Here is a 22332-nt window from a genome sequence, read left to right as displayed (position 1 = left end):
GTTGTCTATTTGCCAGGTACCCCGACCACATTTTTATGAAAAACAGTCTTATACAGAATAGCACCGCTGAAAGTTGAATTCGTTAAATTATTGTCATCAAATATGGCTGAACCCAATGCCGATTCATTAAAGTTACAATGATCTATCCGTGCATGGGAAAAGTTCCCCTTCCATATCCTTGCCGCGTAAAAATTGACACTTTTCAATCTTGCGCTGACAAAAGAGGCTCCTTTTATGTTTGCATTGGCAAATACAGCATAATTCAGGTCCGCACGGGTGAAATCTGCTTTATGCGCCAAAGTACTGCCAAGATTGGCATGGGTTAAATTTGCATCGGTGAAATCTGACATGCTCAGGTCAATTCCCCTTAAATCGGCATAACTCAAATCACATTTCGGACAGTCTCCCTCTTCTTTGAGATGCTTAAAGTCATCGCGGTTAAAGGCAAAAAGCAATGTTGAGCAAACCAGCATAGATATTATAATAGGTTTCATTTTACAGCCTTCAGCTTTTGCAAAAACACATCTGCCTTGCTTCCGCCAATGATCTTGTCTTTCTCTTTTGCCTTTTTATCCAGAAAGAAAAAGGTAGGAATGCCAATAAAATCAAACCCTTTGGGCAGCTTGTCTTTCTGGATATCAAGTGACAGCACAATAAAATGTTTTTGGATATAGGCAAGGACATTTTTATTTTTAAATACAACTTCTTTCATGTAATTGCATTCCGGACACCAGGGAGCAGAATACATCATCATTACTTCTTTGTTCTGTTTTTCTGCTTTTTGCAATGCACTGTTGAAGTCATGTTCAAACTGAATCCCGCCGGCAAGCAACGTTATGGTACAAGCAATGATCAATATGACTGGTTTCATTATATATTCCCTCTCTTTCAGTAATCATTATACTTTAGTATACAAAAAAGATTATTAAGGCAATAACACCGAAATCTCGAAATACTCCACACCCAATCCACACCCATAACGTTATTATCTTTTCAGTACACCAATACATACTATTCCAGGAGGTTTCTCATGGCACTCATTTTCTCTCTTATACTTGTTTCCGTACTTTTAGGCTACTTTGCCGCACCAATGTGGGCCTGGTTTGCAGCTTTGGCTCTGTTCCTGGCAGTCTGTGATGCTTCCCTGGTCTGGTGGATACCCGCCGCTGTTGTGGCATTTGTATTGTTAAACAAAACCCTGCGTGTCAAATTCATTACCCGAAACCTTTTCAGTTTCATAGAAAAGAAAGGACTCCTGCCAAATATTTCAGAAACGGAAAAAACAGCATTGAGAGCGGGAGATGTCTGGGTGGAGGGTGAGCTTTTTTCGGGGAATCCGGATTTTAAAAAGATTTTTGCCAACCCTTACCCAAAACTGACCGAAGAGGAGCAGGCTTTTATGGAAAATGAAGTCAACGAAGTATGTGCCATGACTTCGGACTGGAAAGTCTTTGAGTCAAGAAAGCTGCCCGAAGAAGTCTGGAAATTCCTTAAAGAAAAAAAGTTTTTTGGGATGATCATCCCAAAAGCATACGGTGGGCTGGGCTTTTCTGCCTATGCTCATTCCTGTGTCATTGAAAAACTGGCTTCCCATTCTCAGGTACTTGCTATTACAGTAATGGTTCCCAACTCTCTCGGGCCTGCCGAACTTATTTTACACTACGGTTTGGAAGAGCAGAAAGTCTATTACCTGCCAAGACTGGCCAGCGGAAGAGATATTCCCTGTTTTGCTCTGACAGAACCTGAAGCAGGATCAGATGCCGGCTCCATACAGTCTGAAGGCATTGTGTTCAAAGATAAAGACAATACGATAAAGATTCGGCTGAATTTTGAGAAACGCTACATTACACTTTCTTCCATTGCCACAGTAATCGGTCTTGCCTTTGTACTGAAAGACCCGGAAGGTATTTTAGGCCGGGAAAAAGAGTGGGGTATTACCTGTGCTTTGGTAGATGCCAAAACAAAAGGGGTTGACCAGAGCAGACGGCACGACCCTTTGAATGTACCGTTTGTCAATGCACCGCTTGTCGGGAAAGATGTCATTATAGGTATTAACGATATTATTGGTGGCAAATCCGGACTTGGCAATGGGTGGAAAATGCTGATGGAATCTTTGGCAGTGGGACGCGGTATTTCCCTGCCATCGACAAGCACCGGCGGTTCAAAACTGGCTGCGTATGTTGCTTCAACCTATGCTGTAGTGCGTTACCAGTTCGGGCTCAGTATCGTGAAGTTCGAAGGAATTGCAGAAGTCCTGGGCAGACTTGGTGCCAGTACCTATATGCTTGATGCAGCAAAAACCTTTACACTCGGAGCCATCAGCAAAGGAAAAAAACCGGCAGTAGCCAATGCTGTCATGAAGTACCAGAGTACAGAGATGTTTCGTAAAAATATTATGGATGCAATGGACATTCAGGGCGGTGCAGCCATATCACGAGGGCCCCGAAACCTGCTTGCACATGCTTATTTCGGTGCACCGGTCGCTATTACAGTGGAGGGTGCAAATATTATGACTCGTACGCTTATGATGTTCGGACAGGGGATGATACGATGTCATCCGTATGCCTATGCAGAGATCGAAGCTTTGAAAAAAGGTGATGTTAACGCTTTTGATACACTGCTTTTTGCCCATATGGGTCATGTGCTACACAATAAAATAAGAACTCTGGTACTGGGCTTTAGCCGGGGGTACCTGCATTTTGCCCAAAGTCAGGGTACTGCAAGACGGCTTGAGCAGAAACTGGCCTGGGCATCGGCAAAGTTTGCTTTTTTTGCAGATATTGCATTAGGATTGATGGGTGCCTCTGTAAAACGCAGAGAATCTGTTTCCGGACGTTTTGGCGATATTTTGGCACAAATGTATTTTATCACTGCTGCATTGAAACGATTTGAAGAAGAGGGCAGACAAGAAGCCGATGAAGTTTTTTTGGAAGTGGCTGCAGAAGAAGCATTTGGAAAGATAGATTTTGCTTTTAGAGGTATTTTTGAAAACCTTATACCCGGAGCTGCAGGATTTCCTTTCAGAATATTGGCATACTGCTCAAGAATCAATCCTATGGGAAGGACCATTAAAGACAGAGACTTGCACAAGATCGCGATTTTGATGAGTGAAGAGGAAGCCCTGAGAGAACATATATGTGCCAATATTTACAAAAGTGAGCGTATTATGCTGCTCCGTAAAGCCACAATAGCAATGCAGGCAGTTAAAATATTGCTGCTCAATGAGAAAAAGGGAATGCCTTTGAGTGAAAGTGACAAAGATCGGCTTAGAGAAGCCAGGGCTTTGCAGAAAGAGATCATTGCAGTAGATGCCTTTGAACACGATATTTACATGCGAAAAAAAGAGGACTGACAAATGCGGTTCTCCCTTACGGTCAGTTCTATGCTTGTAGGCATTATAAGCCGGCTTGCCGGAACCCATATCAAAATCTCCGCAGAAAAGATACCAACACAGTCCGTACTTTTTGTAGCGAACCACTTTACACGTTTTGAAACTTTTCTGCTTCCCTATATTTTGTATCATAAATACGGTATTGCCTCGCGCTCCCTGGCGGATGATACCGTTTTTGTAGGTATTCTTGGACGCTTTTTGCGCTGGGTCGGTACCATATCGAACAAGAACAAAGCACGTGACTGCATTATCGTAGAAGATCTGCTGAAAGGCAGCGCGAACTGGATCATTTATCCGGAAGGATATATGGTCAAAAACAAACGGATCACTTTTCATGACGGAGAATTCTGTATGCACTCCCCGGAATACGAGGGTCCTGTTCATACAGGTGCTGCTGTCATAGCACTGCGCACGAGACTAGCACAGCTCAGGGCCAAAATACTCGGACATGCAGAGGGGAAACGTTTCTGCACCTCCATGGGTCTTGACCTGGAGCATTTTGACCCAAATCTGAAAGTCTGTATCGTTCCTGTTTCAATCACCTATTATCCGATACGCTCGGGGAAGAACCGTTTCCTTGTCTGGCTTGACAGTGTTCTTCATCAGCGAAACACGCGCATTTTCGAGGAGATGGAAATAGAGTTCAACCTCCTGCTTGGATCCCAGATAGATATCCATTTCGGCCAACCGATTGATGTAGACCCTTATATGCATGATTTCAGGACAAAAGGCAATGTACTCGAAAATAACACCGAAGCGGACAGACTGATCAATACACAGAGAAAAATACTGACCAATACCATGATGAAAGCGGTCTATACGAATATTCAGATCAATTTCGACCATATTTTTATTTTAAGCCTGGTGACGATGCCGACCCTTAAAGTATGTCCATCATACCTCAGAACACTGATTTACAAAAATGCCCGTTCCTTAAGAAAAATGCAGGGATACAGACTGCACAGTGAAATCAGCAGAGAAATGTTCCGGCTGATCATAAATGAAAAGTATGCACCATTCATCTCTGCCATAGACCTGGCAGTCAAACAGCATATCCTGTACCGTGACAGCGATGGGGAATACCTGTTTGACAAAAGTCTGCTTGAAAAAGAATATCCTTTTCACCAAGTACGTGTAAAAAACACTCTCAATGTTATACTGCGTGAGATCAAATGGCAGACAGAGATCGTAAAAATGGCCGAAAAGAACAGCCAATACAGTGAACAGGAGCTTAAAGAGGACAACTTCAATCACTTGAAAGAGAAAGAGTGGACTGATTATACAATGGAGTATATGCATTATTTTAACCATCCTCCCCAAAAGGATGAAAAAGGCGCACCTGTAATCCTCTATGACCACCGTTATGAACGGGGGATCGTCTTTTCCCACGGCTATCTTGCTGCACCGCGCGAAATAGAAACGCTTGCACAATATCTTTTTGCCCACGGGATCAATGTATATGTTCCCAGACTGCGAGGCCACGGTACCGACCCTGAAGCACTCAGGCATGTAACGATGCATGACTGGGAGACTGACTTTGAACGGGCAGTGACAGCAATGAAACAGCTCTGTTCACGGGTCTTTATAGGCGGTTTTTCCACCGGAGGGCTACTGGCACTCATTTATGCATCAAAATACGAAGCCCAAGGTGTCATCGTGATCAATTCGGCACTGAAACTGCATGATCTACGCGTGAGCTATGTCGTCCCTACACTCAGTCTCTTTAATGAAATGATCACATATCTGCATGCAAAAGGTATCATGGAGTGGATTGACAACACCGCAACGGAACAGCCTGAAATAAACTATCTTCGACATCCCCTTGCTTCAGTTTCACAGCTTGAAAAAGTTATGCGGAAAGCCAGTAAGATATTATATAACATTAAGTATCCGGTCCTTGTTATACAGGGAGACGAAGATCCCGTGGTCAAACGAAAAAGTGCAAGACTTATCTATGACACAATAACATCAAAAGAAAAAAAGCTGCTGATCCTTCCACGCAAGGATCATGCAGTTTTAGCCGATGAAAGACATCAGGAAATATTTGATGCAATCCTTAGCTTTATTGAGGAGTACTCTGAAGAGAAGTGAGTATCGCACCCTCAATACTCAGATTCGAGGATGCCTCTCCAAGGCCTTTAGTCCTATTTTACAGTATATATACTTTTATCATTGGCGAACACTATCGGACCCATGTAGTACTTCCGTATCTCTCTTTTGGTCTCCTTCTCTTTTCCCAGTGTTCTTAACATTCTGTGGGAAAGTACCAGTGACCCTGCCTTGGATTCTGCAGCTATCCTGCCTATACTATCAGGGGTCATATGAAGAACGGTTGCCGTACCTTTTGCTCCCTTTGGAACAGCATTATGCGCAACGAGCAGATCTGTCCTGTAGGCCAGTGCTTCCACTGTATGGTAGGCACCATTCATATCTCCTGTAAAAGTAATACTTTTTTTCCCTGCATTCACCCGGTATGCCACGGCAGGAATGGGACCGTGGTGTACCGTCACAGCCTGAATAGTTATGTCGCCTTTGCGGTAAAGAGTCTGTACTTTTCTGCTGCGGTCCACATTTTTGGTTTTCAACTGAAAGGAGGCCCTCCCATCCAGATAGTCTCCCATATACTGCCAGGCACCCTTTTTGTCTTCGAAGAGTCTCTTTATGAATGTTTTTGTACCGGGCATCACTCTATTTCCCTCTGGGCCATAGAGCAGAATATCATGGGATCTTCCCGTAAAGAATGATGCTTTCATCAAGGCAGGGAGATCTGAAGTATGGTCTATATGCAGGTGCGTCAGCAGTATCATATCAATATCCTCTATCCGGGCATTTGATTCTTCAAAACGCAGCAGTGCACCCCCGCCGAAATCAACAAGTATCCTGCTTCTTCCGTCGATCCAGACGATATAGGAGGAAGAAGCACGTTTGTCCCCGATCTCGGGTCCTCCGGAACCCAGAACCTGAAGTAAAACACTATGGGCGGAGAAACCGGCCACAGTCAAAAGCAGAAAGAGCAGTAACTGTTTGAACATTTTGATCCTTTGAGTGCATATTAGCTACACACAAAGAGCGTATAATAAAACTATGCAATCACTGTGTAACCGGTGAAATTCAACCCGGAATAGGCGATGACTGCATACTCAGGGTTCAAGGAGAGGTCGAATGATAAAAGATCTAATGGCGGAGATAAGGGTACTCTTTTCCTATCCCAGAAATATCGTACTGCTGCTGGCACGGCTTGCCATCGCTTACGGGTTTTCCCTGCCGGCATTGATGAAAATAGAAAATATTGACAGCACGGCCAAATGGTTCAGGAGTATTTCCATTCCTTTCCCCGACTTTACCGCTTATCTTGTAACCGGTATCGAAACATTGGGTATAGTCCTTCTGGTACTGGGACTCTTTACACGGTATATTTCTCTGCTGCTGGGCTTCATCATGATCGGAGCGATCCTCTTTGTTCACGGCTCCAACGGCTATTCCATTACGGCCAATGGCATGGAGATCCCGATCTATTATCTGCTGTTTTTAATGATATTTGTCAGTTACGGTCCGGGAAAGTTCAGCCTGGATTCACTGTTTTTCAAGGATGGTATTTATGAATAACAATGTACTTTCCCACTATTTCCCCCTTTTCAGTGCTGACTGGAGCATTCTCTTCAAAGCAATACTCTTGGCAGTATTTCTCATTATGCTGGGTGTTTTGATCTATGACAGATATATTCAGAGGAAAAATCAGCTTTTGATCAATTTTCCGCTCATAGGCAGAATGCGTTATCTTTTCTATATGCTCAGAGGACCGATGCGGCAGTATTTCGGAGATGAAACATTTTACGATTCGTTTGAAAAGCTTGACTGGATCAACAAAGTAGCGGCCAAAAAAAATCCGTATCTTTCGTTTTCTCCGACCAAACCCTACGGAAACCAGAAGACGCTTTTCAGGCATGCCAATTTTGTCAAAGAACTTGATGAAGTACAAACCCAATTTTCTGTCATCTTTGGCGAAAAACGAAAACAGCCTTTTGTGAGCCGGAGCATCATAGGCCGTTCCGCTATGAGTGACGGGGCGATCTCTCCGGAAGGAACACGCGCTTTTGCCAAAGGCGCATTCAAAGGGCATTTCCCCATCAATACCGGTGAGGGCGGGCTGACTTCCAATTTTCTTTCTACACTGCACTGTATGAATTGCAGCAGGCACTATCTTGAATTCAAAGAAGGAACATGGTTTGCCAAATCTGTATTCAGAGCTATGAAAATGTTTACCAACAAAGAGATAGCCCAGAGGGTTTACAGAAAGATGGTAGTCAGGGAAAAAGACAGAGGTACATTCATATTTGACAATATTAAATTAAATTATTTTCGTATCAACTGGTCTGTTGCGCTTGAACATTTTCCCCAAAACGTACCGGAGGGAGTTCCCGACATTACCTTTCAAATGGGAAGCGGGCTCTACGGTGTAAGGGACAAAGAAGGGAACTTTGATGAAATACGCTACCAAAAAGTTATGCGCTTTTGCAGAATGACAGAGATCAAACTGGCACAGGGCGCAAAACAGACAGGCGGAAAACTGCTTGCACCCAAAGTCAGTGATGATATCGCCTACTACCGGGGAGTTCCGGCACACAAAGACCTGATCAGTCCCAACCGTTTTCCCTATGCTGACAATATGGAAATGTTCTTTGGTTTCATTTCCAGACTTCAGTCTATTTCAAACAAACCCGTAGGCTTTAAGATCGTCATCTCTACAAAAGAGGAATTTGAAACCTATGCCCGGGCACTTCAGGACAGAAAGAAGAAGGGGAAAAGTATTGCGGATTTCATTACCATCGACGGCGGAGACGGAGGCTCGGCCACAGCTCCCCTTGAAATGATGAGCAAAATAGGCCTTCCTATCCGTGAATCACTCCAAATAGTCACTGAAGTACTCGAAACATACGGTCTGAGAGAAGATATAAAGATCATTGCTGCGGAAAAAGTCCTGACACCGGACGATGTTGTGGAGCTGCTCTGTTACGGAGCGGATTTCATCAACATAGCCAGAGGATTCATGATCTCCGCAGGGTGTATCCGCGCACGCGAATGTTCCGGTGCCGGTGGCAAGAATTGCCCGGTAGGCCTGGCGACTATGGATGAATCAAAACGAAGCAAGTACCTGGTCAATGAAAAGGCAAAACATGTGGAAAACTATCATCATGAACTTTTACAGGGAGTACGTTCCCTGCTCGCTGTCATGGGAAAAACAGATATACGTGAGCTGCATGCGGATGATCTGTTGCTGCGGTAAATATTTAAAAACGGTTAAACTTTCCCTTTTATAATGGGGAAAATTTAAATTAGATATTAAGGAGCAACCCATGTTAAGTAAAAAACTTTCACTCTTACTGCTGCCTCTTGCAGCGACTTTTTCACTACACGCAGCCGATCCGTTCAACGATCCATTCTTCAATGACCCGTTCGGGGACGATATTTTTAAGGAAATGACACAAATGCAGCATCGGATGGATAAAATGTTCGAGCGTATGCAGCACCGCATGAATCAGAGATCTTCCGGACTTATCAGTCCGCTGGGTACCTATAAAATGGCTGTACAGAACCAGCTTGTCGACAAAGGTGACCATTATGAACTGCTTACCAATATTCCGCAGAGCAAAGAGAATCATATAGATATTGAAACGGCAAACGGCATGATGAACATCACTGCCAAGATCGTTCAGGAAAAAGAGGTTAAAAGCAAGTACGGCAGCAGCCAGTCGCGTTCTGTAAGAATGTATCAGCAGAGCACATCTCTTCCGGCTGATGCAGATGAATCAGCGATTACAACAAGCTATAAAGACGGTAAGCTGGTAGTCAGTATCGCCAAGAAAAAAGGTGCAGCCGCCAAAACGGTACAGCCCCTCTCGGCACCGGCAACACCTTCTTCTGCCGCAACGCCTAAAAAAGAAGCTGAAAAAATAGTCGTTCCCAAAGACTTGAACAAAGCGCCTCAAAAAGAAGAGCAGAAACAGGAAAGCCCCAATACAGACACTCAAAAGGAAGCTGCCGTTCCGACAGCCAAAAAAGACAGTGTAAAAACTGAAAACCCAAAAGTCTAAAACAAAGCAGGGAGGCTATCTGCAGATGGCCTGCTTGATCTTCTCCTGATTGAGCTTTTTAATCAGTTTGGCAGAAAGTTCTGTGTAGCGTTCTTCATTCAAATTCAATTTCAGCATAACCTCTTTTGCAGGAATCTCTTCTGCCCATGCTTTGAGCAGTTTTAATTCTTTCTTTGTCAGTTTGACTTTCAGGGCGGCAAGCAGTTCTTCATCCTCTTTTAAAGGATGAACCAGTTTTTTAATATGTTTTTCGATCATTGATTGTAGTGTTGACACGCTATTTCCTCTTAGTAAAATTTTCAGTACGCATGGAACAGCAGAAACTGCTGCTATCGGCTGCGATGATGGTTGGTATATTCATTGTCTATTGTTTGCTGCATTTGGTCATGAAGTCTGTCAAACCACTCTTTGTCATTTTTGTCCACGGCAACAGTCGGCAGAAATTTGTAATGCACTGTTCCGCCATGGGCAGTTCTGTCATGCTCATTGAGTATCCATTTGCTTCCGGTGATCACAACCGGCTGTACTTTAAGTTTCAGTTTTTCTGCAATGATCTTCGTTCCCTGTTTAAAAGGGAGCAGTTTCTGGTCCTTGGCTCTTGTACCTTCCGGAAAAATAGCGATGGCACGGTGTTTCTCATCCAGAGAGACTTTAACATCTTTCATCAGTTTGATCAAGCCGGCCTTGTTACCTCTGTCAAGGGAGATCATATCACCATGACGCAGAAGATGTCCGTAGATGGGCATTGAAAAAAGCTCTTTTTTGGCTACCCACATAAGATGCCTATCCTGCAGTGCTTCCATACCGATGATATCGATGATCCCCTGATGGTTCATGACATACATATCTGCCTCCGGATCCATTGCCCCTTCCTGCACGACTTTCGCTCCCATTAAAAAGAGGGTTACCCGATTGAGGTTGTGCATAATGGCACCTTTGTGTTTAGGAAAGAGCATGATCGCAGGTATCATGACCGCACCAGTATTGACCGCAATGACAAAAGCATTCCAGAGAAATCTAATTTTTGCAGAGATCTTCATTTTTGACCCATCCTATAATTCCGTTTTTATATTCTATTTTACGAAACTCTTCACGTTTTCCCAACAGTGATGTTTCGAAATCCTCATCTATCTTTGTACCGATCGTACTGGTCTGTGTAGGGAGCAGATAGAGCGGAGCTCCCTGTTTGACACAGATCTTTTTGTGCGGTATGTAGAATGTCAGCAGGGTAATAAGAGAAACAACCCCCAGCACAAGAAAGAAAAAATCCCTTTTAACGAGGGACATCAACAGGAAGAATCCTGTCAGGAAAACGAACGTGTACTTTTTCAGTTTTTCAAAACTGTCTTCTTTGGGGTTCAGATCGGACTGAGTCGTCACTGAATCATCGGCAAGTTCCGCAGAAGCTTCAAGAAATACATATTGGTTTTTAATGGTATTGAAGTAGGTAAACCTGATATTTTTCTGTTTGAGAGGAAGTACAACATAAAATTCTGCCGTTACCTTGGCAAATGTTCTGTGTAAATCTTCAAGTCCGGATTCTTCTACGTGTTTCAGGTGCATATCTTCAAGATTGGCTTCATATGCTTCGATAGAAAGTGTGACAAGATGGTTTTTCTCATCATAGTTCGATACCTGGGAACCCTTGATCTTCATATCGGCAGCGAGTACACCGCAGAAATCCTTTCTGGGTTTAAGGTGTGCCAGAGGAATGGTTTGCGGGTCCAGCGAAGTATCGACAGAACCTGAAACAATAAAAAGCCGCGGGATATTCACATCGACCTTGTCTGCTTTAAAGTAAAAGGTATAGAAACTGTCACTGCCGTTGTGAACCACCAGCGGCTCCTGAAAAACAGGCTGTACAGGGCTCACAGGATCGAACTTGAAACGGGGATTGTCATCTTTGGTACGGGCTGTATCGATCACGGTGAGGGGGAAAAGCTGGTTCTCATAAATCTTTTTAGGTACATAGCTGTACTTATATTCGGCTTCTGCGTTCAGTAGGGCAGTGAAAGCAAACACTGCAAGGAGCATAAAGCCCAAGGAACGCAGTAACGGCATCAGGACTCGAAACCTTTGAGCATACGGACACCATCTTCACTGCCGAGCAGCGCTTCAAGCGCACGTTCCGGGTGCGGCATAAGACCATAAACATTTTTGGACGCATTGCAGACACCTGCAATGGAAGTGACGGAACCGTTCACTACGACAGGGTTTCCCTCTGCATCCGAGTAGCGAAGCAAGATCTGACCGTTGGCTTCCAGTGCCTGGAATCCCTCATCATCTATATAATAGTTCCCGTCTGCATGGGCAATAGGAATATTGAGCACTTCTCCTTTGTCACAGCGGTTCAAAAAGGCATTGTCATTGTTGATCACACAGAGATTCTGATATTTGGAAATAAAATGCAGATTGTTGTTGCGTTTGAGTGCACCGGGCAGCATGCCAGCTTCAGTCAGTATCTGGAAACCGTTGCAGATACCCAGTACCCTGCCGCCTTCTTCCGCATAGGCTTTAACCGCTTTCATGACAGGCGAAAACCGTGCAATAGAACCGGAACGGAGATAGTCTCCGTAGGAAAATCCGCCGGGAACGACCACAAGATCGATACTTTCCGGAAGTTTCTCTTCTTCGTGCCATACCAGCTCAGTAGTGTGCCCGAGCTTATCAAAAGCGTACTGGGTATCAAACTCACAGTTCGTTCCCGGAAATCTTAGTACCGCTACTTTCATTACGCTATCTCTATCGTATAGTCTTCGATGACGGTGTTGGCAAGCAGGGTTTCGCACATTTCTTTGACTTCCGCTTCCGCTTTGACCTTATCGTCCGTATTGAGTTTGATAACGATCTGTTTGCCGATGCGCACATCTTCCACATCGCCAAAACCGAGTGACTCCAGTGCATGATGGGCTGCTTTTCCCTGCGGGTCCAGTACACCTTCTTTCAAAAATACATTTACGATCGCTGTCATTACTTTGTTCCTCCAAGAATTCTGTTCAATACCTCTTCATAAGCCACTTTCAATCCGCCTAAACCTTCTCTGAATCTGTCTTTATCCATTTTCTCTCCGCTTTCGCTGTCCCAAAGTCTGAAATTGTCCGGGCTGAGTTCATCGATGAGAATGATATTGCCGTTGCTGTCTCTGCCGAACTCCAGTTTAAAGTCAACAAGCGTAAGCTTTCTTTCGGCATAGAACGCTTTAAGCAGTTTGTTGATCCTGCGTGCCATATACCGGATGTAGTCAAGTTCCGCTTCTTCTTCAACAAGTCCGAGGATCATACAGTGCTGGTCATTGAGTTTGGGGTCGCCGAGTTCATCGTTCTTGTAATCGAATTCCACCAGAGTGAACGGAAGTATTTTCCCGTCTTCTATGCCGAGATTGCGGCTGAGACTTCCTGTTGCAATATTTCTGACGATCACTTCAATGAGGATCACTTCGGCTTTTTTGTGAAGCATATGATTATCATCCAGCATTTCTACAAAATGTGTAGGGATACCTTTTGCATTGAGAAACTTGAAGAGTTCGGTAGAGATTTTGTTGTTAAGTGCACCTTTTCCCTCTTCACTCGATTTTTTTTCACCGTTGAAAGCGGTGAGATCATCTTTGAATTCAGAAATATAAAGATCATCGTCTTTTGTAGTCCAAATCTTTTTTGCTTTGCCTTCATAGACAAGTTTCTGCTTGACCGGTGAATCTTTTGCCATTATTGTTTTCCTTTATGTGTGATAACCAGTGCTTTGAGAATGTCTACACCGATCTTCAGCTGCGCATCTTTATAGAGTTGGTCCTCTGTAATGATCGAAGACTTGTTCTGGTCTGCAGAGAGTGTCAGATTGCTGTCCGTAGCATTGGTATCTACCCTTATCGATTTTGTTGTGGCATTGCTATCGATCTTTTGCAGCTCTTCTTCAAGGTGCTGTTTCAAATCTGCCTCTTTAAGGAAAAGGGGGTCCTGTTTTCTCGGGATCTCACCGTAATGTACCAGAATATCCGGTGTAACGCCTTTTGCCTGTATCGTACGTCCGCTGGGAAGATAGTAGCGTGCTACAGTGAGTTTCAAAGCTTCTTTGTCGCCAATGGGAAGCACCACCTGTACGGAACCTTTACCGAATGTTTTTTCTCCGACAATAACAGAACGGTTGAAGTCCTGAAGCGCACCGGAAACAATTTCGCTTGCACTGGCAGATCCGCCGTTGACAAGCACCACCATAGGCGTTTTTGTATCTGTATTTTCCGGGGTAGCTTTGTACTCTACGTTTTCAAGCTTGCTGCGTCCTTTCTGACTGACTATCACACCTTTTTTTACAAACATATTAACAAGACCGACTGCCTGGTCGAGCAGTCCGCCCGGGTTGTTTCTCAGATCCAGGATAATACCTTTCGTATCGTTATGGTCTGCAATGGCTTTTTTCATACTTTCGACAACCTTCTGGTCAAATGATGTCACGTGAAGGTAGAGAAGATTTTTGTCTGTTGCCAGGTTTTTCGCATAAACCGACTGGATTTTGATGATCGCTCTGGTGATCTTGATGGTCAGCGGCTTGGGTGCTTTTTTTCTGACGACCGTCAATACGATATCTGTACCGGGTTTGCCGCGCATCAGTTTGACCGATTCGTCGATAGACATACCGATCGTTGCCTTGTTATTGATCTTGAGGATGATGTCTCCTGCTTTGATACCCGCTTTTTTGGCCGGTGTACCTTCAAGCGGGGCGATAACGGTCAGTGCACCGTCTTTCATGCCTACAGAAATACCCAGTCCTCCGAATTCCCCTTTGGTCTGTACGGTAAGGTCCTTGTATTCTTTGGTATCCATAAAATTGGAGTGGGAATCAAGATTCGTCATCAGCCCTTTGAGTGCTTTGTTTATGAGTTCAGTCGTATTGGTTTCATCCACATACTCTTTTTCGATCACATTGAGTATCTGTGTGAATTTAATGTAGGCTTCAAGTTTTTCTTTTGCCGTAGATTGTGTGGTTGTACTTTTTGCTTCTGCAAAACCGCCGAAAAGATAGGCAGCGGTCAGTGTTGAAAGCAGACCGGTAGCAATGATTTTTTTACTTTTTTTGATCATCGGTGATGTTTCTCCATTAATTGAGTTATTATTTTATAGAAATCTCTCTAAGAGGTTGCTGTTTTGCTATCATAGTCATACAGGGTAAATTGAAGTTAAACACTGTCTTTTTTTGATTATTAAGCCATTTTCATAAAGAAACTTGACAAGGAGTGACTAAAGTTGTATAATACTTTTAAATTAATCAGCTATTAGCAGGAGATCATTATGAGTATATTAGAAAAACTAACCAACCAAATGCAGGGAACCATTGAATCGGGTGTTTCCCTTGCATTACATAATAAGAATCAGGAAGTAGAGCCTATCCATCTTATCTGGGCGTTATTGACCAACAGCAATTCCATTTTGAACCAGGCACTCAACAAAATGAATGTCGACAAAGCAGCAGTTGAACTGGAAGCCAAATCCGTGGCAAATAAACTGCCGACAGTGTCAACCGTGACCAAAGAGAATATCAAACTGGGACAGAACCTTGTCCGTTCACTACAGAATGCAGAAGGTGTCATGGCTGCCAACGGAGACCAGTATCTTGCTGTAGATGCCTGGCTGCTTGCCAATGCCGATGAAAGTTTCATCAGAGATATTCTCGGAAAATATGTTGATATTTCCGAGTTCAAAAAGACCCTTGAGTCGATCCGCGGTGGAAAGCAGATAGATTCCCAGAGCGGTGACGAAACCCTTGAAGCGCTTGCCCAGTACGGAATAGACTTGAACCAGAAAGCACTCGACGGCGAACTTGACCCGGTCATCGGCCGTGACGAAGAGGTTCAGCGTGTGATGCAGATCCTTATCCGAAAGACAAAGAACAACCCTATCCTGATAGGGGAGCCGGGTACCGGTAAAACAGCCATAGTAGAAGGACTTGCACAGCGTATCGTCAACAAAGAGGTACCTATCAGCCTTCAAAATATGCGTGTTATCTCACTGGATATGAGCCGTCTGATCGCCGGAGCAAAATACAGAGGAGAATTTGAAGACAGGCTCAAAGCCGTTGTCGACGAAGTCAAAGAGGCGGCCAACATCATTCTTTTCATCGATGAGATCCACACTATCGTAGGTGCGGGAGCGAGCGAAGGAAGCATGGATGCGGCCAACATCCTCAAACCGGCACTGGCACGTGGTGAACTCCATACCATTGGTGCGACGACACTCAAAGAGTACAGAAAGTACTTCGAGAAAGATGCGGCGCTCCAGAGACGTTTCCAGCCGGTAAAAGTCGATGAGCCGAGCATCAACGAAGCCCTGCAGATCCTCAGAGGGATCAAAGACAGACTGGAGACGCACCACAATGTTATCATTACCGACGGTGCACTGGTGGCTGCGGCGAAGCTGTCTGACCGATACATTACCGACAGGTTCCTCCCCGACAAGGCGATCGACCTGATCGATGAAGCAGCGGCAGAGCTCAAAATGCAGATCGAAAGCGAGCCGACTGACCTTGCGAAGATCAAACGCGAGATTTCTACACTTCAGGTTGAAAAAGAAGCACTGAAGATGGAAGAGAGTGAAAAAAATACAGCACGCCTTGAAGAGATAGAAAAAGAGTTGGCCGATATGGAAGAGAAGAGGGTTTCCCTGCAAAACCAGTTCGACAATGAAAAAGAAGTCTTTAACCAGATCGCAGAAGTAAAATCTGCTATTGAATCACTCAAGACACAGGCTGAGCTTGTAAAGCGTGAAGGAGATTTCAACAAGGCTGCCGAGATCGAGTACGGACAGATTCCGGCAAAACAGGAAGAGCTTAAAGCACTCGAAGAGAAATGGAACATGATGATGGCAGAAGGTACACTGCTCAAGAATTCTGTTGATGAAGAAATGATCGCCAGCATCGTCAGTCGCTGGACGGGCATTTCGGTCAATAAAATGCTTCAGGGTGAAAAAGAAAAGATCCTTGCGATCGAAAGCATCCTCAAGGAAGAAGTAGTAGGGCAGGAAGAAGCACTTAAAGCGGTCGCACGTGCCATCAAGCGTAACAAGGCAGGTCTGAGCGATGTCAACCGTCCTATCGGCAGCTTCATGTTCCTCGGCCCTACAGGGGTCGGTAAGACACAGGTCGCCAAGACACTGGCGAAGTTCCTCTTCGACAGTGAGAAGTCGCTCATCCGTATCGATATGAGTGAGTACATGGAGAAACATGCAGCCAGCAGACTGGTCGGTGCACCTCCGGGATATGTCGGTTACGACGAAGGCGGACAGTTGACCGAAGCGGTCAGAAGAAAGCCGTACTCTGTCGTCCTTTTCGACGAGATCGAGAAAGCCCACCCGGATGTGTTCAACACACTCCTCCAAGTGCTCGATGACGGTCGTCTGACAGACAATAAAGGGGTCACGGTAGACTTCAAGAACACCATTATCATTATGACATCGAATATCGCGTCAGACAAGATCATGGAGTTCAGAGATCCCGAGGACAGAAGAAAAGCGGTGAATGACGAGTTAAAGCGCCATTTCAAACCTGAATTCCTCAACCGTCTTGATGACATCGTCATCTTCAACCCGCTCGATCTCGAGGCGATCACCAGCATTGTCGATATCCTCTTTAAGAGTATTCAGGCAAAACTGGCAGAGCGTGATATCAAGATCAGTCTGACACCGGCAGCCAAAGCCTATATCGCCGAAGCGGGCTTCGACCCGGTTTACGGTGCGAGACCGCTCAAAAGAGCCCTTTATGAAGTGGTCGAGGACAAACTGGCAGAACTTATCCTTGAAGACAAAGTCGTCGAAGGCAGTACCGTCGAGTTTGATGTGCAGAACGGAGAGATCGAAGTACATATCTCCTGATGCCTCCTCCCCCTGTTGCCACTGCGGAGATCCGCAGTGGCATTTCCCGGTCTGTTTTCATCCCATATGCTTTTTTGTTTTGGAAGTCGCCCTGGCTTCAAGGGGATCATCCGGCCAGTAGTGTTTTTTGTATTTTCCCCGCAACTCTTTTTTGACTTCCCCATACGTATTTTCCCAAAAACTTTTCAAGTCCTGCGTAACCTGCACAGGACGGGAAGCGGGAGAAAGAAGGTGCAGCATCAGTTTGACTTTTCCTCCGAGTACGGCAGGGGTATTCCGGGTACCGAACATTTCCTGCAGACGCACAGCCAATACAGGTTGCTGCGGATTACTGTAATCTATGCCTATGTGTGAACCGCTGGCGACCTTGTATCTGAGCGGGGCGAGTGTGTCGAGTCTGCGGACCTGCTCGTAGCTCAGCTGTCCCAGAAGCATCTGGTAGAGATCGAGGTTCTGACAGGCTTTGAGTGTCGTGATGCCATAAAGACAGGGTGCCAGCCAGATATCCATATTTTTTACCAGATACGCCCCGGAGAAGTTGGGGAAATCGTTATCGTGAAAGTGCAGGAAATTTACCCTTTCCCTGAGTGTTTTTGCCTCTTTGCTCCAGTGCAGGACTTCCAGGCCCAGTGCCGCAAGTTCCTCTAGGAGTACTTCCAGAACTTCGGGACTGTCGGTACTTTTCAATTGTGTCTCTTTGAGAGTGAGTTTTCCCAGACATTCAACTTTTCGTACTTCCACCCGTGCCTCTGTTTCATTCCACGTAACCCGTTCATGTGTTTCCGTTTCCAGATAGGTTTCGATCTCTGCAAGACTCAGTGAAACAGCTTTGTAAATGGTAGCATTGGTACTTTTGGCATCAAGATCGGAGATAACAAGGTACGAAGTGTTAAAAAGCGTATCATCATGATGCAGATGTGCGCCTTTCCCGTTGGAAAGGAGGTAAATACCTTTGTTGGTATGACGCAGCTGGGCCACACGGTCAGGGTAGGCAAAGGCAAGAAGCACACCCAAATGTTCCGTGTCAAGGGTTGAAGGTTGTCTCTTTTCAATACGTTTGGCATTGGCAAGAAGATAACGGCACTGTTTGAGGTTGACCAGTCCGGCATTGACATCCGCTTTTTGGGCAACATCATGCAGGGTAATGACCCGTTCCCGCAAATCTGCCGAAGCATACGTCTGGGTATAGATCTCTTTTTCGGTCACAAGTACTGCCAGAAGAGAAGCCTCATAGGAGAGGTTCATCTCTTTGGCTTTAAGCATCATATGGGCAAGCCTCGGGTGAAGTCCGTAAGCGCTCATCGCTTCTCCGTGCACTGTGATACGGCCGTTCTCATCCAGCGCACCCAGCTGCAGCAGCAGTGTTTTGGCATGGAATATGGCAGTAACGGGCGGAATATCCACCCAGGAGAAAGTGTGTATATCATCATTCCCCCAGCATGCCAGCTCCAAAACAAGTTGACTCAGATCGGCCGAGAGTATTTCGGGTGTGTCATGTTCGGGGAGTATTTTGGATTTCGGCCACAGATGGAAGGCTTTCCCCGCAGAAAGTCTTCCTGCCCGTCCGGCCCTTTGCACGGCAGTATCTTTGGAAATGAACCGACTCTCCAGTTTGTTCATACCTGTAAAGGGGTTAAAGACAGAGACATTCTGAAGCCCGGAGTCTACCACGATTTTAATACCTTCAATGGTCAGAGAAGTCTGCGCAATATTGGTAGAAAGCACTACTTTCCTTATGCCTTCTGGCGGTGCTTCGATGGCTTTGTCCTGTGCCTCCTTGCTGAGATTTCCGTAGAGTGCGGCAACATAGACGTTTTGTGGCTTCTTCCCTCCAAGCAGTTTTTCCACTGCTTTGATCTGCCGTATGCCCGGAAGAAAAACAAGAATGTTCCCTTCTTCTGAGGAGAGCAGCCTGAGCAAAAGCCTGTGAATGTATGCCGGCAGAGACTTGCCTGCGGGTTGAGGGGTATTCGCATCCAGATAAACACGCTCCACAGGGAAGGAACGGCCTTCGCTCCGCACGACCGGTGCATTGCCCAACAGTGCAGCAATAGCCGACGTATCAAGTGTTGCGGACATAACGAGTATTTTCAAATCTTCGCGCAGCACAGACTGGAACTCAAGTGCCAAAGCCAAAGAGAGGTCAGCGTGCAGGGAGCGTTCATGAAATTCATCGAAAATAAGCAGTGCCACATTCTCCAGCCCCGGGTCATTCTGCAGTTTTCGTGTGAGTATGCCTTCTGTCACAAGAAGTATTTTGGTTTCCTTGCTCTGCACAGACTCCATCTTGATCTGGTACCCGATGCGCTGTCCCACCTTTTCACCCAACAATCCAGCCATACGTACAGCGGAAGAACGCACTGCCAGCCGGCGGGGTTCAAGCAGCATGATCTGCCTTCCGGCCAGCCAGGGTTCGTCAAGCAGTGCCAGTGGCAGCGCAGTGGTCTTTCCTGCTCCCGGAGGTGCCTGAAGCACAAGACGGGTATGTGTCTGAAGTTTTTCTCTGACTTCGGGAATGACATGATTTATGGGTAGGTTTTGCATAAGGGGATTATACATAAAATCACTAATAATTGCATGGTATGTTCGATAAAACCGAACATACCACGCTATAATACTTCCATGAAACAAGAAACAGCACTCAACATACTCAAATCAGGCAAAAACGTCTTCATCACGGGGTCGGCAGGCACAGGTAAAACCTATCTGCTGAATCTTTACACACAGTATCTCAAAGAACGAAGCATATACCCGACCATTGTAGCACCTACGGGGATAGCGGCTTCGCATTTGGGCGGGCAGACGATACACTCTTTTTTTGCTCTGGGTATACGTGAGAGCATCGATGAAGGATATGTAGATTTTCTTTTGGATAAAAAATACCTTAAAACCCGTTTTGCCAAACTTGACATACTCATCATCGATGAAGTCTCCATGATCTCACCGGAGCTTTTTGCCTCTATGGACATGATACTGCGCGGGTTCAAGGAGACAGATGCACCGTTTGGCGGGGTACAGGTGGTCATATCGGGAGACTTTTTTCAGCTGCCTCCCGTTTCCAGGGAACCCAGAGAGAAGCGCTTTGCCTGGCAGTCTCCTGTCTGGAAGGCACTGGACCTGCAAACCTGTTACCTCGATGAGAAATTCAGACAGGACGACAGCAGGCTTATACAGATCCTGGACGATATACGAAGCGGCAGTATTTCGGAATCTTCTGAAGAAATGCTTGCCCAAAGGCATGAAAAAGAACTGGCCATCGATACGCCGACAAAACTCTACACACACAATGTCGATGTAGACCGCATTAACCTCAGTGAACTCGAAAAGCTCGGCGGAGAGGAAAAACACTTTGTCTATGAAGCACAGGGAAGCCAAAAGAACATAGAAAAGATATTCAAGTCTTCTTTGGTTTTGGAAACACTGGCGCTGAAAAAAGGGGCGGTGGTTATTTTCATTAAAAATAATCCGGAAGCAGGGTATGTCAACGGTACTACCGGAACAGTAGAGCATTTTTCTCCCATAGACAATATGCCCATTGTCCGTACTGCGGAAGGCAAAAAGATCAAGCTCGACCGGGAAGACTGGTCTTTGGAAAATGACAGCGGAAAAGTAACGGCAACCGTTTCACAGGTACCGCTGCGTCTGGCCTGGGCTATCACCATCCACAAATCACAGGGGATGACCCTTGATGCTGCTGAAATGGATTTGAGTAAAACCTTTGAGACAGGGCAGGGGTATGTAGCGCTTTCACGCATAAAGAGCATAGAGGGGCTGCGTCTGATGGGCCTGAATCCGATGGCATTGCGTGTAGACCCGCTCATTTTGCACGTGGACGGACGCATTAAAACCGCTTCACAGAAAGCCGCCGAGCGCATAGAGGGTCTTTCTCCTGAAGCGCTTGACAGGATGTTTGAAGGGCATATTTCACATTTGGGCGGCGTTGTCAGCAAAGAAAAAATAGCAGAGGAGCGCAAAAATATCAAAGCGGGAAACCCCTCACACTCAGCATACGTCACCCCTACATACATCAAAACCAAAAACCTCATAGACAAGTCCGATACACTCATACAACTGGCAACCAACAGAAAACTGGCCAAAAGTACCATAGTTCAGCATTTGACACTGATAAAAGAGGAGGATCCCGAGATTGATCTGGACAAATTCAAACCGAATGAAGCACTCTTGGAACGGGTAGACACTGTAGTGTTGAGCCTGAAAACCAAACATATGAAAGAAAATTTTTCCGAGGACGGAAAACTGAAACTCAAGCCTGTGTTCGAGGGGCTCAATGGTGAAGTAAGTTATGATGATATACGCGTGTGCCTGTTGTTTTTGGAATGATTTTACGAAGATGAAAAGTTCTATCTTAGGTACCGACGTGGTTTTGGGAGGAGGTAATATGCCAATGGGTAGTTGGCACATTTTGACGTTTTTAAAAAAGGAGGAAGAATAAAAAATGTCTTCGCCGATACCTAAGATAGGGCGAAGTATATCCCAAATAAGATAAAATTTGTCTTAATTAAAAAAATGATATCAATATTTTATGCTTTTATCAGCAGACAAGCCAGTTCTCAAGCTTGAAAAGGTCAGCTGTGGCGGGCATTCCCTTCCATCCGCTGCTTTCAAGAAACATCATTTTATTTCCAAAATATCCTACAATATACTTCTCTTTATAAAGAGGAAAAGTGCCGGAATCAAACATACTGAAGATATCATCAAAGTTTTTGGGTGTTTCAAACCATGAAAAATCAAAACTGTGCAGAGCAATAATAGCAGTATGCAGCATTTCGTTTTTCGCCATAGAAGCAGAAAGCATATAATAGGATGGATAGGTTACGGCCGGGTCTTCCAAAAGTTCTGAAATGTAAAAACGCTCTTTTTTCTTTTTATACATGCCCGAATTATAGAATATAACAATAGAAGCTGTGAAAAATATGTCATATTGTCATATTTTTACACTTGGGAGTATTGCCTGATTTTGGATGCTAAACGA

At 45.1% G+C, this 22332-nt stretch carries 19 protein-coding genes; 7 read left to right on the top strand and 12 right to left on the bottom strand.

The genetic code is table 11. The annotated features are described in order from the left end of the window. Positions 1-5 precede the first annotated feature (5 nt). Both F8L24_RS02565 and F8L24_RS02560 read right to left on the bottom strand, forming a co-directional pair. The gene (locus F8L24_RS02565) at positions 6-494 is read right to left on the bottom strand and encodes a pentapeptide repeat-containing protein (protein WP_294951446.1); all 489 of its coding nucleotides are present in this window, start codon (positions 492-494) and stop codon (positions 6-8) included. After that, a complete protein-coding gene (locus F8L24_RS02560; RefSeq protein WP_294951444.1) occupies positions 491-871 on the bottom strand; it encodes a thioredoxin family protein in 381 nt (126 codons plus the stop codon). Before F8L24_RS02560 ends, F8L24_RS02565 begins: the two co-directional genes overlap by 4 nt. 159 nt (positions 872-1030) lie before the next feature. On the opposite strand from F8L24_RS02560, the gene F8L24_RS02555 reads away from it, so the two are divergent. After that, positions 1031-3352, top strand: a complete 2322-nt coding sequence (locus F8L24_RS02555; protein ID WP_294951442.1) for an acyl-CoA dehydrogenase — start codon at positions 1031-1033, stop codon at positions 3350-3352. Between the two features lie 3 nt (positions 3353-3355). Next, complete coding sequence (locus F8L24_RS02550) at positions 3356-5482, top strand: alpha/beta fold hydrolase (RefSeq protein WP_294951439.1); 2127 nt, start codon at positions 3356-3358, stop codon at positions 5480-5482. A gap of 53 nt (positions 5483-5535) precedes the next feature. On the opposite strand, the gene F8L24_RS02545 is transcribed toward F8L24_RS02550, so the two are convergent. Beyond that, positions 5536-6423 carry an MBL fold metallo-hydrolase gene (locus tag F8L24_RS02545; protein WP_294951437.1) on the bottom strand — a complete coding sequence of 296 codons (888 nt, stop codon included), beginning with the start codon at positions 6421-6423 and terminating at the stop codon, positions 5536-5538. Between the two features lie 130 nt (positions 6424-6553). On the opposite strand from F8L24_RS02545, the gene F8L24_RS02540 reads away from it, so the two are divergent. The 3 genes from F8L24_RS02540 (at position 6554) to F8L24_RS02530 (ending at position 9483) form a co-directional block, all read left to right on the top strand. Continuing rightward, positions 6554-6997 (top strand): DoxX family protein, encoded by a 444-nt coding sequence (locus F8L24_RS02540; RefSeq protein WP_294951435.1) that lies wholly within the window; start codon positions 6554-6556, stop codon positions 6995-6997. Continuing rightward, a complete protein-coding gene (locus F8L24_RS02535; protein WP_294951433.1) occupies positions 6990-8675 on the top strand; it encodes an FMN-binding glutamate synthase family protein in 1686 nt (561 codons plus the stop codon). The genes F8L24_RS02540 and F8L24_RS02535 overlap by 8 nt, the downstream gene beginning before the upstream one ends. Before the next feature lie 70 nt (positions 8676-8745). Then, entirely contained in the window at positions 8746-9483 is a 738-nt protein-coding gene (locus F8L24_RS02530; RefSeq protein ID WP_294951431.1) for an Hsp20/alpha crystallin family protein, read from the top strand. 15 nt (positions 9484-9498) lie between these two features. On the opposite strand, the gene F8L24_RS02525 is transcribed toward F8L24_RS02530, so the two are convergent. From F8L24_RS02525 to F8L24_RS02495, 7 genes are read right to left on the bottom strand one after another with little or no spacing between them, the layout of a single operon-like run. Continuing rightward, the gene (locus F8L24_RS02525) at positions 9499-9759 is read right to left on the bottom strand and encodes a hypothetical protein (protein ID WP_294951429.1); all 261 of its coding nucleotides are present in this window, start codon (positions 9757-9759) and stop codon (positions 9499-9501) included. 53 nt (positions 9760-9812) lie between these two features. After that, the gene (locus F8L24_RS02520) at positions 9813-10523 is read right to left on the bottom strand and encodes a lysophospholipid acyltransferase family protein (protein WP_294951427.1); all 711 of its coding nucleotides are present in this window, start codon (positions 10521-10523) and stop codon (positions 9813-9815) included. Further along, positions 10501-11544: a hypothetical protein gene (locus tag F8L24_RS02515; RefSeq protein ID WP_294951425.1), complete on the bottom strand. Its 1044-nt coding sequence runs from the start codon at positions 11542-11544 to the stop codon at positions 10501-10503. Before F8L24_RS02515 ends, F8L24_RS02520 begins: the two co-directional genes overlap by 23 nt. Beyond that, on the bottom strand, positions 11544-12215 hold the full coding sequence (purQ, locus tag F8L24_RS02510) for a phosphoribosylformylglycinamidine synthase subunit PurQ (protein WP_294951423.1): 672 nt from the start codon (positions 12213-12215) through the stop codon (positions 11544-11546). The genes F8L24_RS02515 and purQ overlap by 1 nt, the downstream gene beginning before the upstream one ends. Further along, on the bottom strand, positions 12215-12454 hold the full coding sequence (gene purS / locus F8L24_RS02505; protein WP_294951421.1) for a phosphoribosylformylglycinamidine synthase subunit PurS: 240 nt from the start codon (positions 12452-12454) through the stop codon (positions 12215-12217). The genes purQ and purS overlap by 1 nt, the downstream gene beginning before the upstream one ends. Beyond that, on the bottom strand, positions 12454-13188 hold the full coding sequence (purC, locus tag F8L24_RS02500; RefSeq protein WP_294951419.1) for a phosphoribosylaminoimidazolesuccinocarboxamide synthase: 735 nt from the start codon (positions 13186-13188) through the stop codon (positions 12454-12456). The genes purS and purC overlap by 1 nt, the downstream gene beginning before the upstream one ends. Then, positions 13188-14558, bottom strand: coding sequence for a S41 family peptidase (locus F8L24_RS02495; protein WP_294951417.1), 1371 nt, complete (start codon positions 14556-14558; stop codon positions 13188-13190). Before F8L24_RS02495 ends, purC begins: the two co-directional genes overlap by 1 nt. A 207-nt stretch (positions 14559-14765) precedes the next feature. Between F8L24_RS02495 and F8L24_RS02490 the strand changes: the two genes are divergently transcribed. Beyond that, positions 14766-17339, top strand: coding sequence for an AAA family ATPase (locus F8L24_RS02490; RefSeq protein ID WP_294951415.1), 2574 nt, complete (start codon positions 14766-14768; stop codon positions 17337-17339). Positions 17340-17396: 57 nt separating this feature from the next. Here the strand turns inward: F8L24_RS02490 and hrpB are convergent, their stop codons facing one another. Next, positions 17397-19883 carry an ATP-dependent helicase HrpB gene (gene hrpB / locus F8L24_RS02485; RefSeq protein ID WP_294951413.1) on the bottom strand — a complete coding sequence of 829 codons (2487 nt, stop codon included), beginning with the start codon at positions 19881-19883 and terminating at the stop codon, positions 17397-17399. Positions 19884-19961: 78 nt separating this feature from the next. On the opposite strand from hrpB, the gene F8L24_RS02480 reads away from it, so the two are divergent. Then, the gene (locus F8L24_RS02480; RefSeq protein ID WP_294951411.1) at positions 19962-21680 is read left to right on the top strand and encodes an AAA family ATPase; all 1719 of its coding nucleotides are present in this window, start codon (positions 19962-19964) and stop codon (positions 21678-21680) included. Between the two features lie 211 nt (positions 21681-21891). On the opposite strand, the gene F8L24_RS02475 is transcribed toward F8L24_RS02480, so the two are convergent. Next, on the bottom strand, positions 21892-22233 hold the full coding sequence (locus F8L24_RS02475) for a hypothetical protein (RefSeq protein ID WP_294951409.1): 342 nt from the start codon (positions 22231-22233) through the stop codon (positions 21892-21894). Positions 22234-22332 lie beyond the last annotated feature (99 nt).

It is taken from the genome of Sulfurovum sp., from assembly GCF_015493435.1.
GTDB lineage: Bacteria > Campylobacterota > Campylobacteria > Campylobacterales > Sulfurovaceae > Sulfurovum.
Note: the sequence above shows the minus strand (reverse complement) of the source record. Positions and strands in the feature narration are given on the sequence as shown.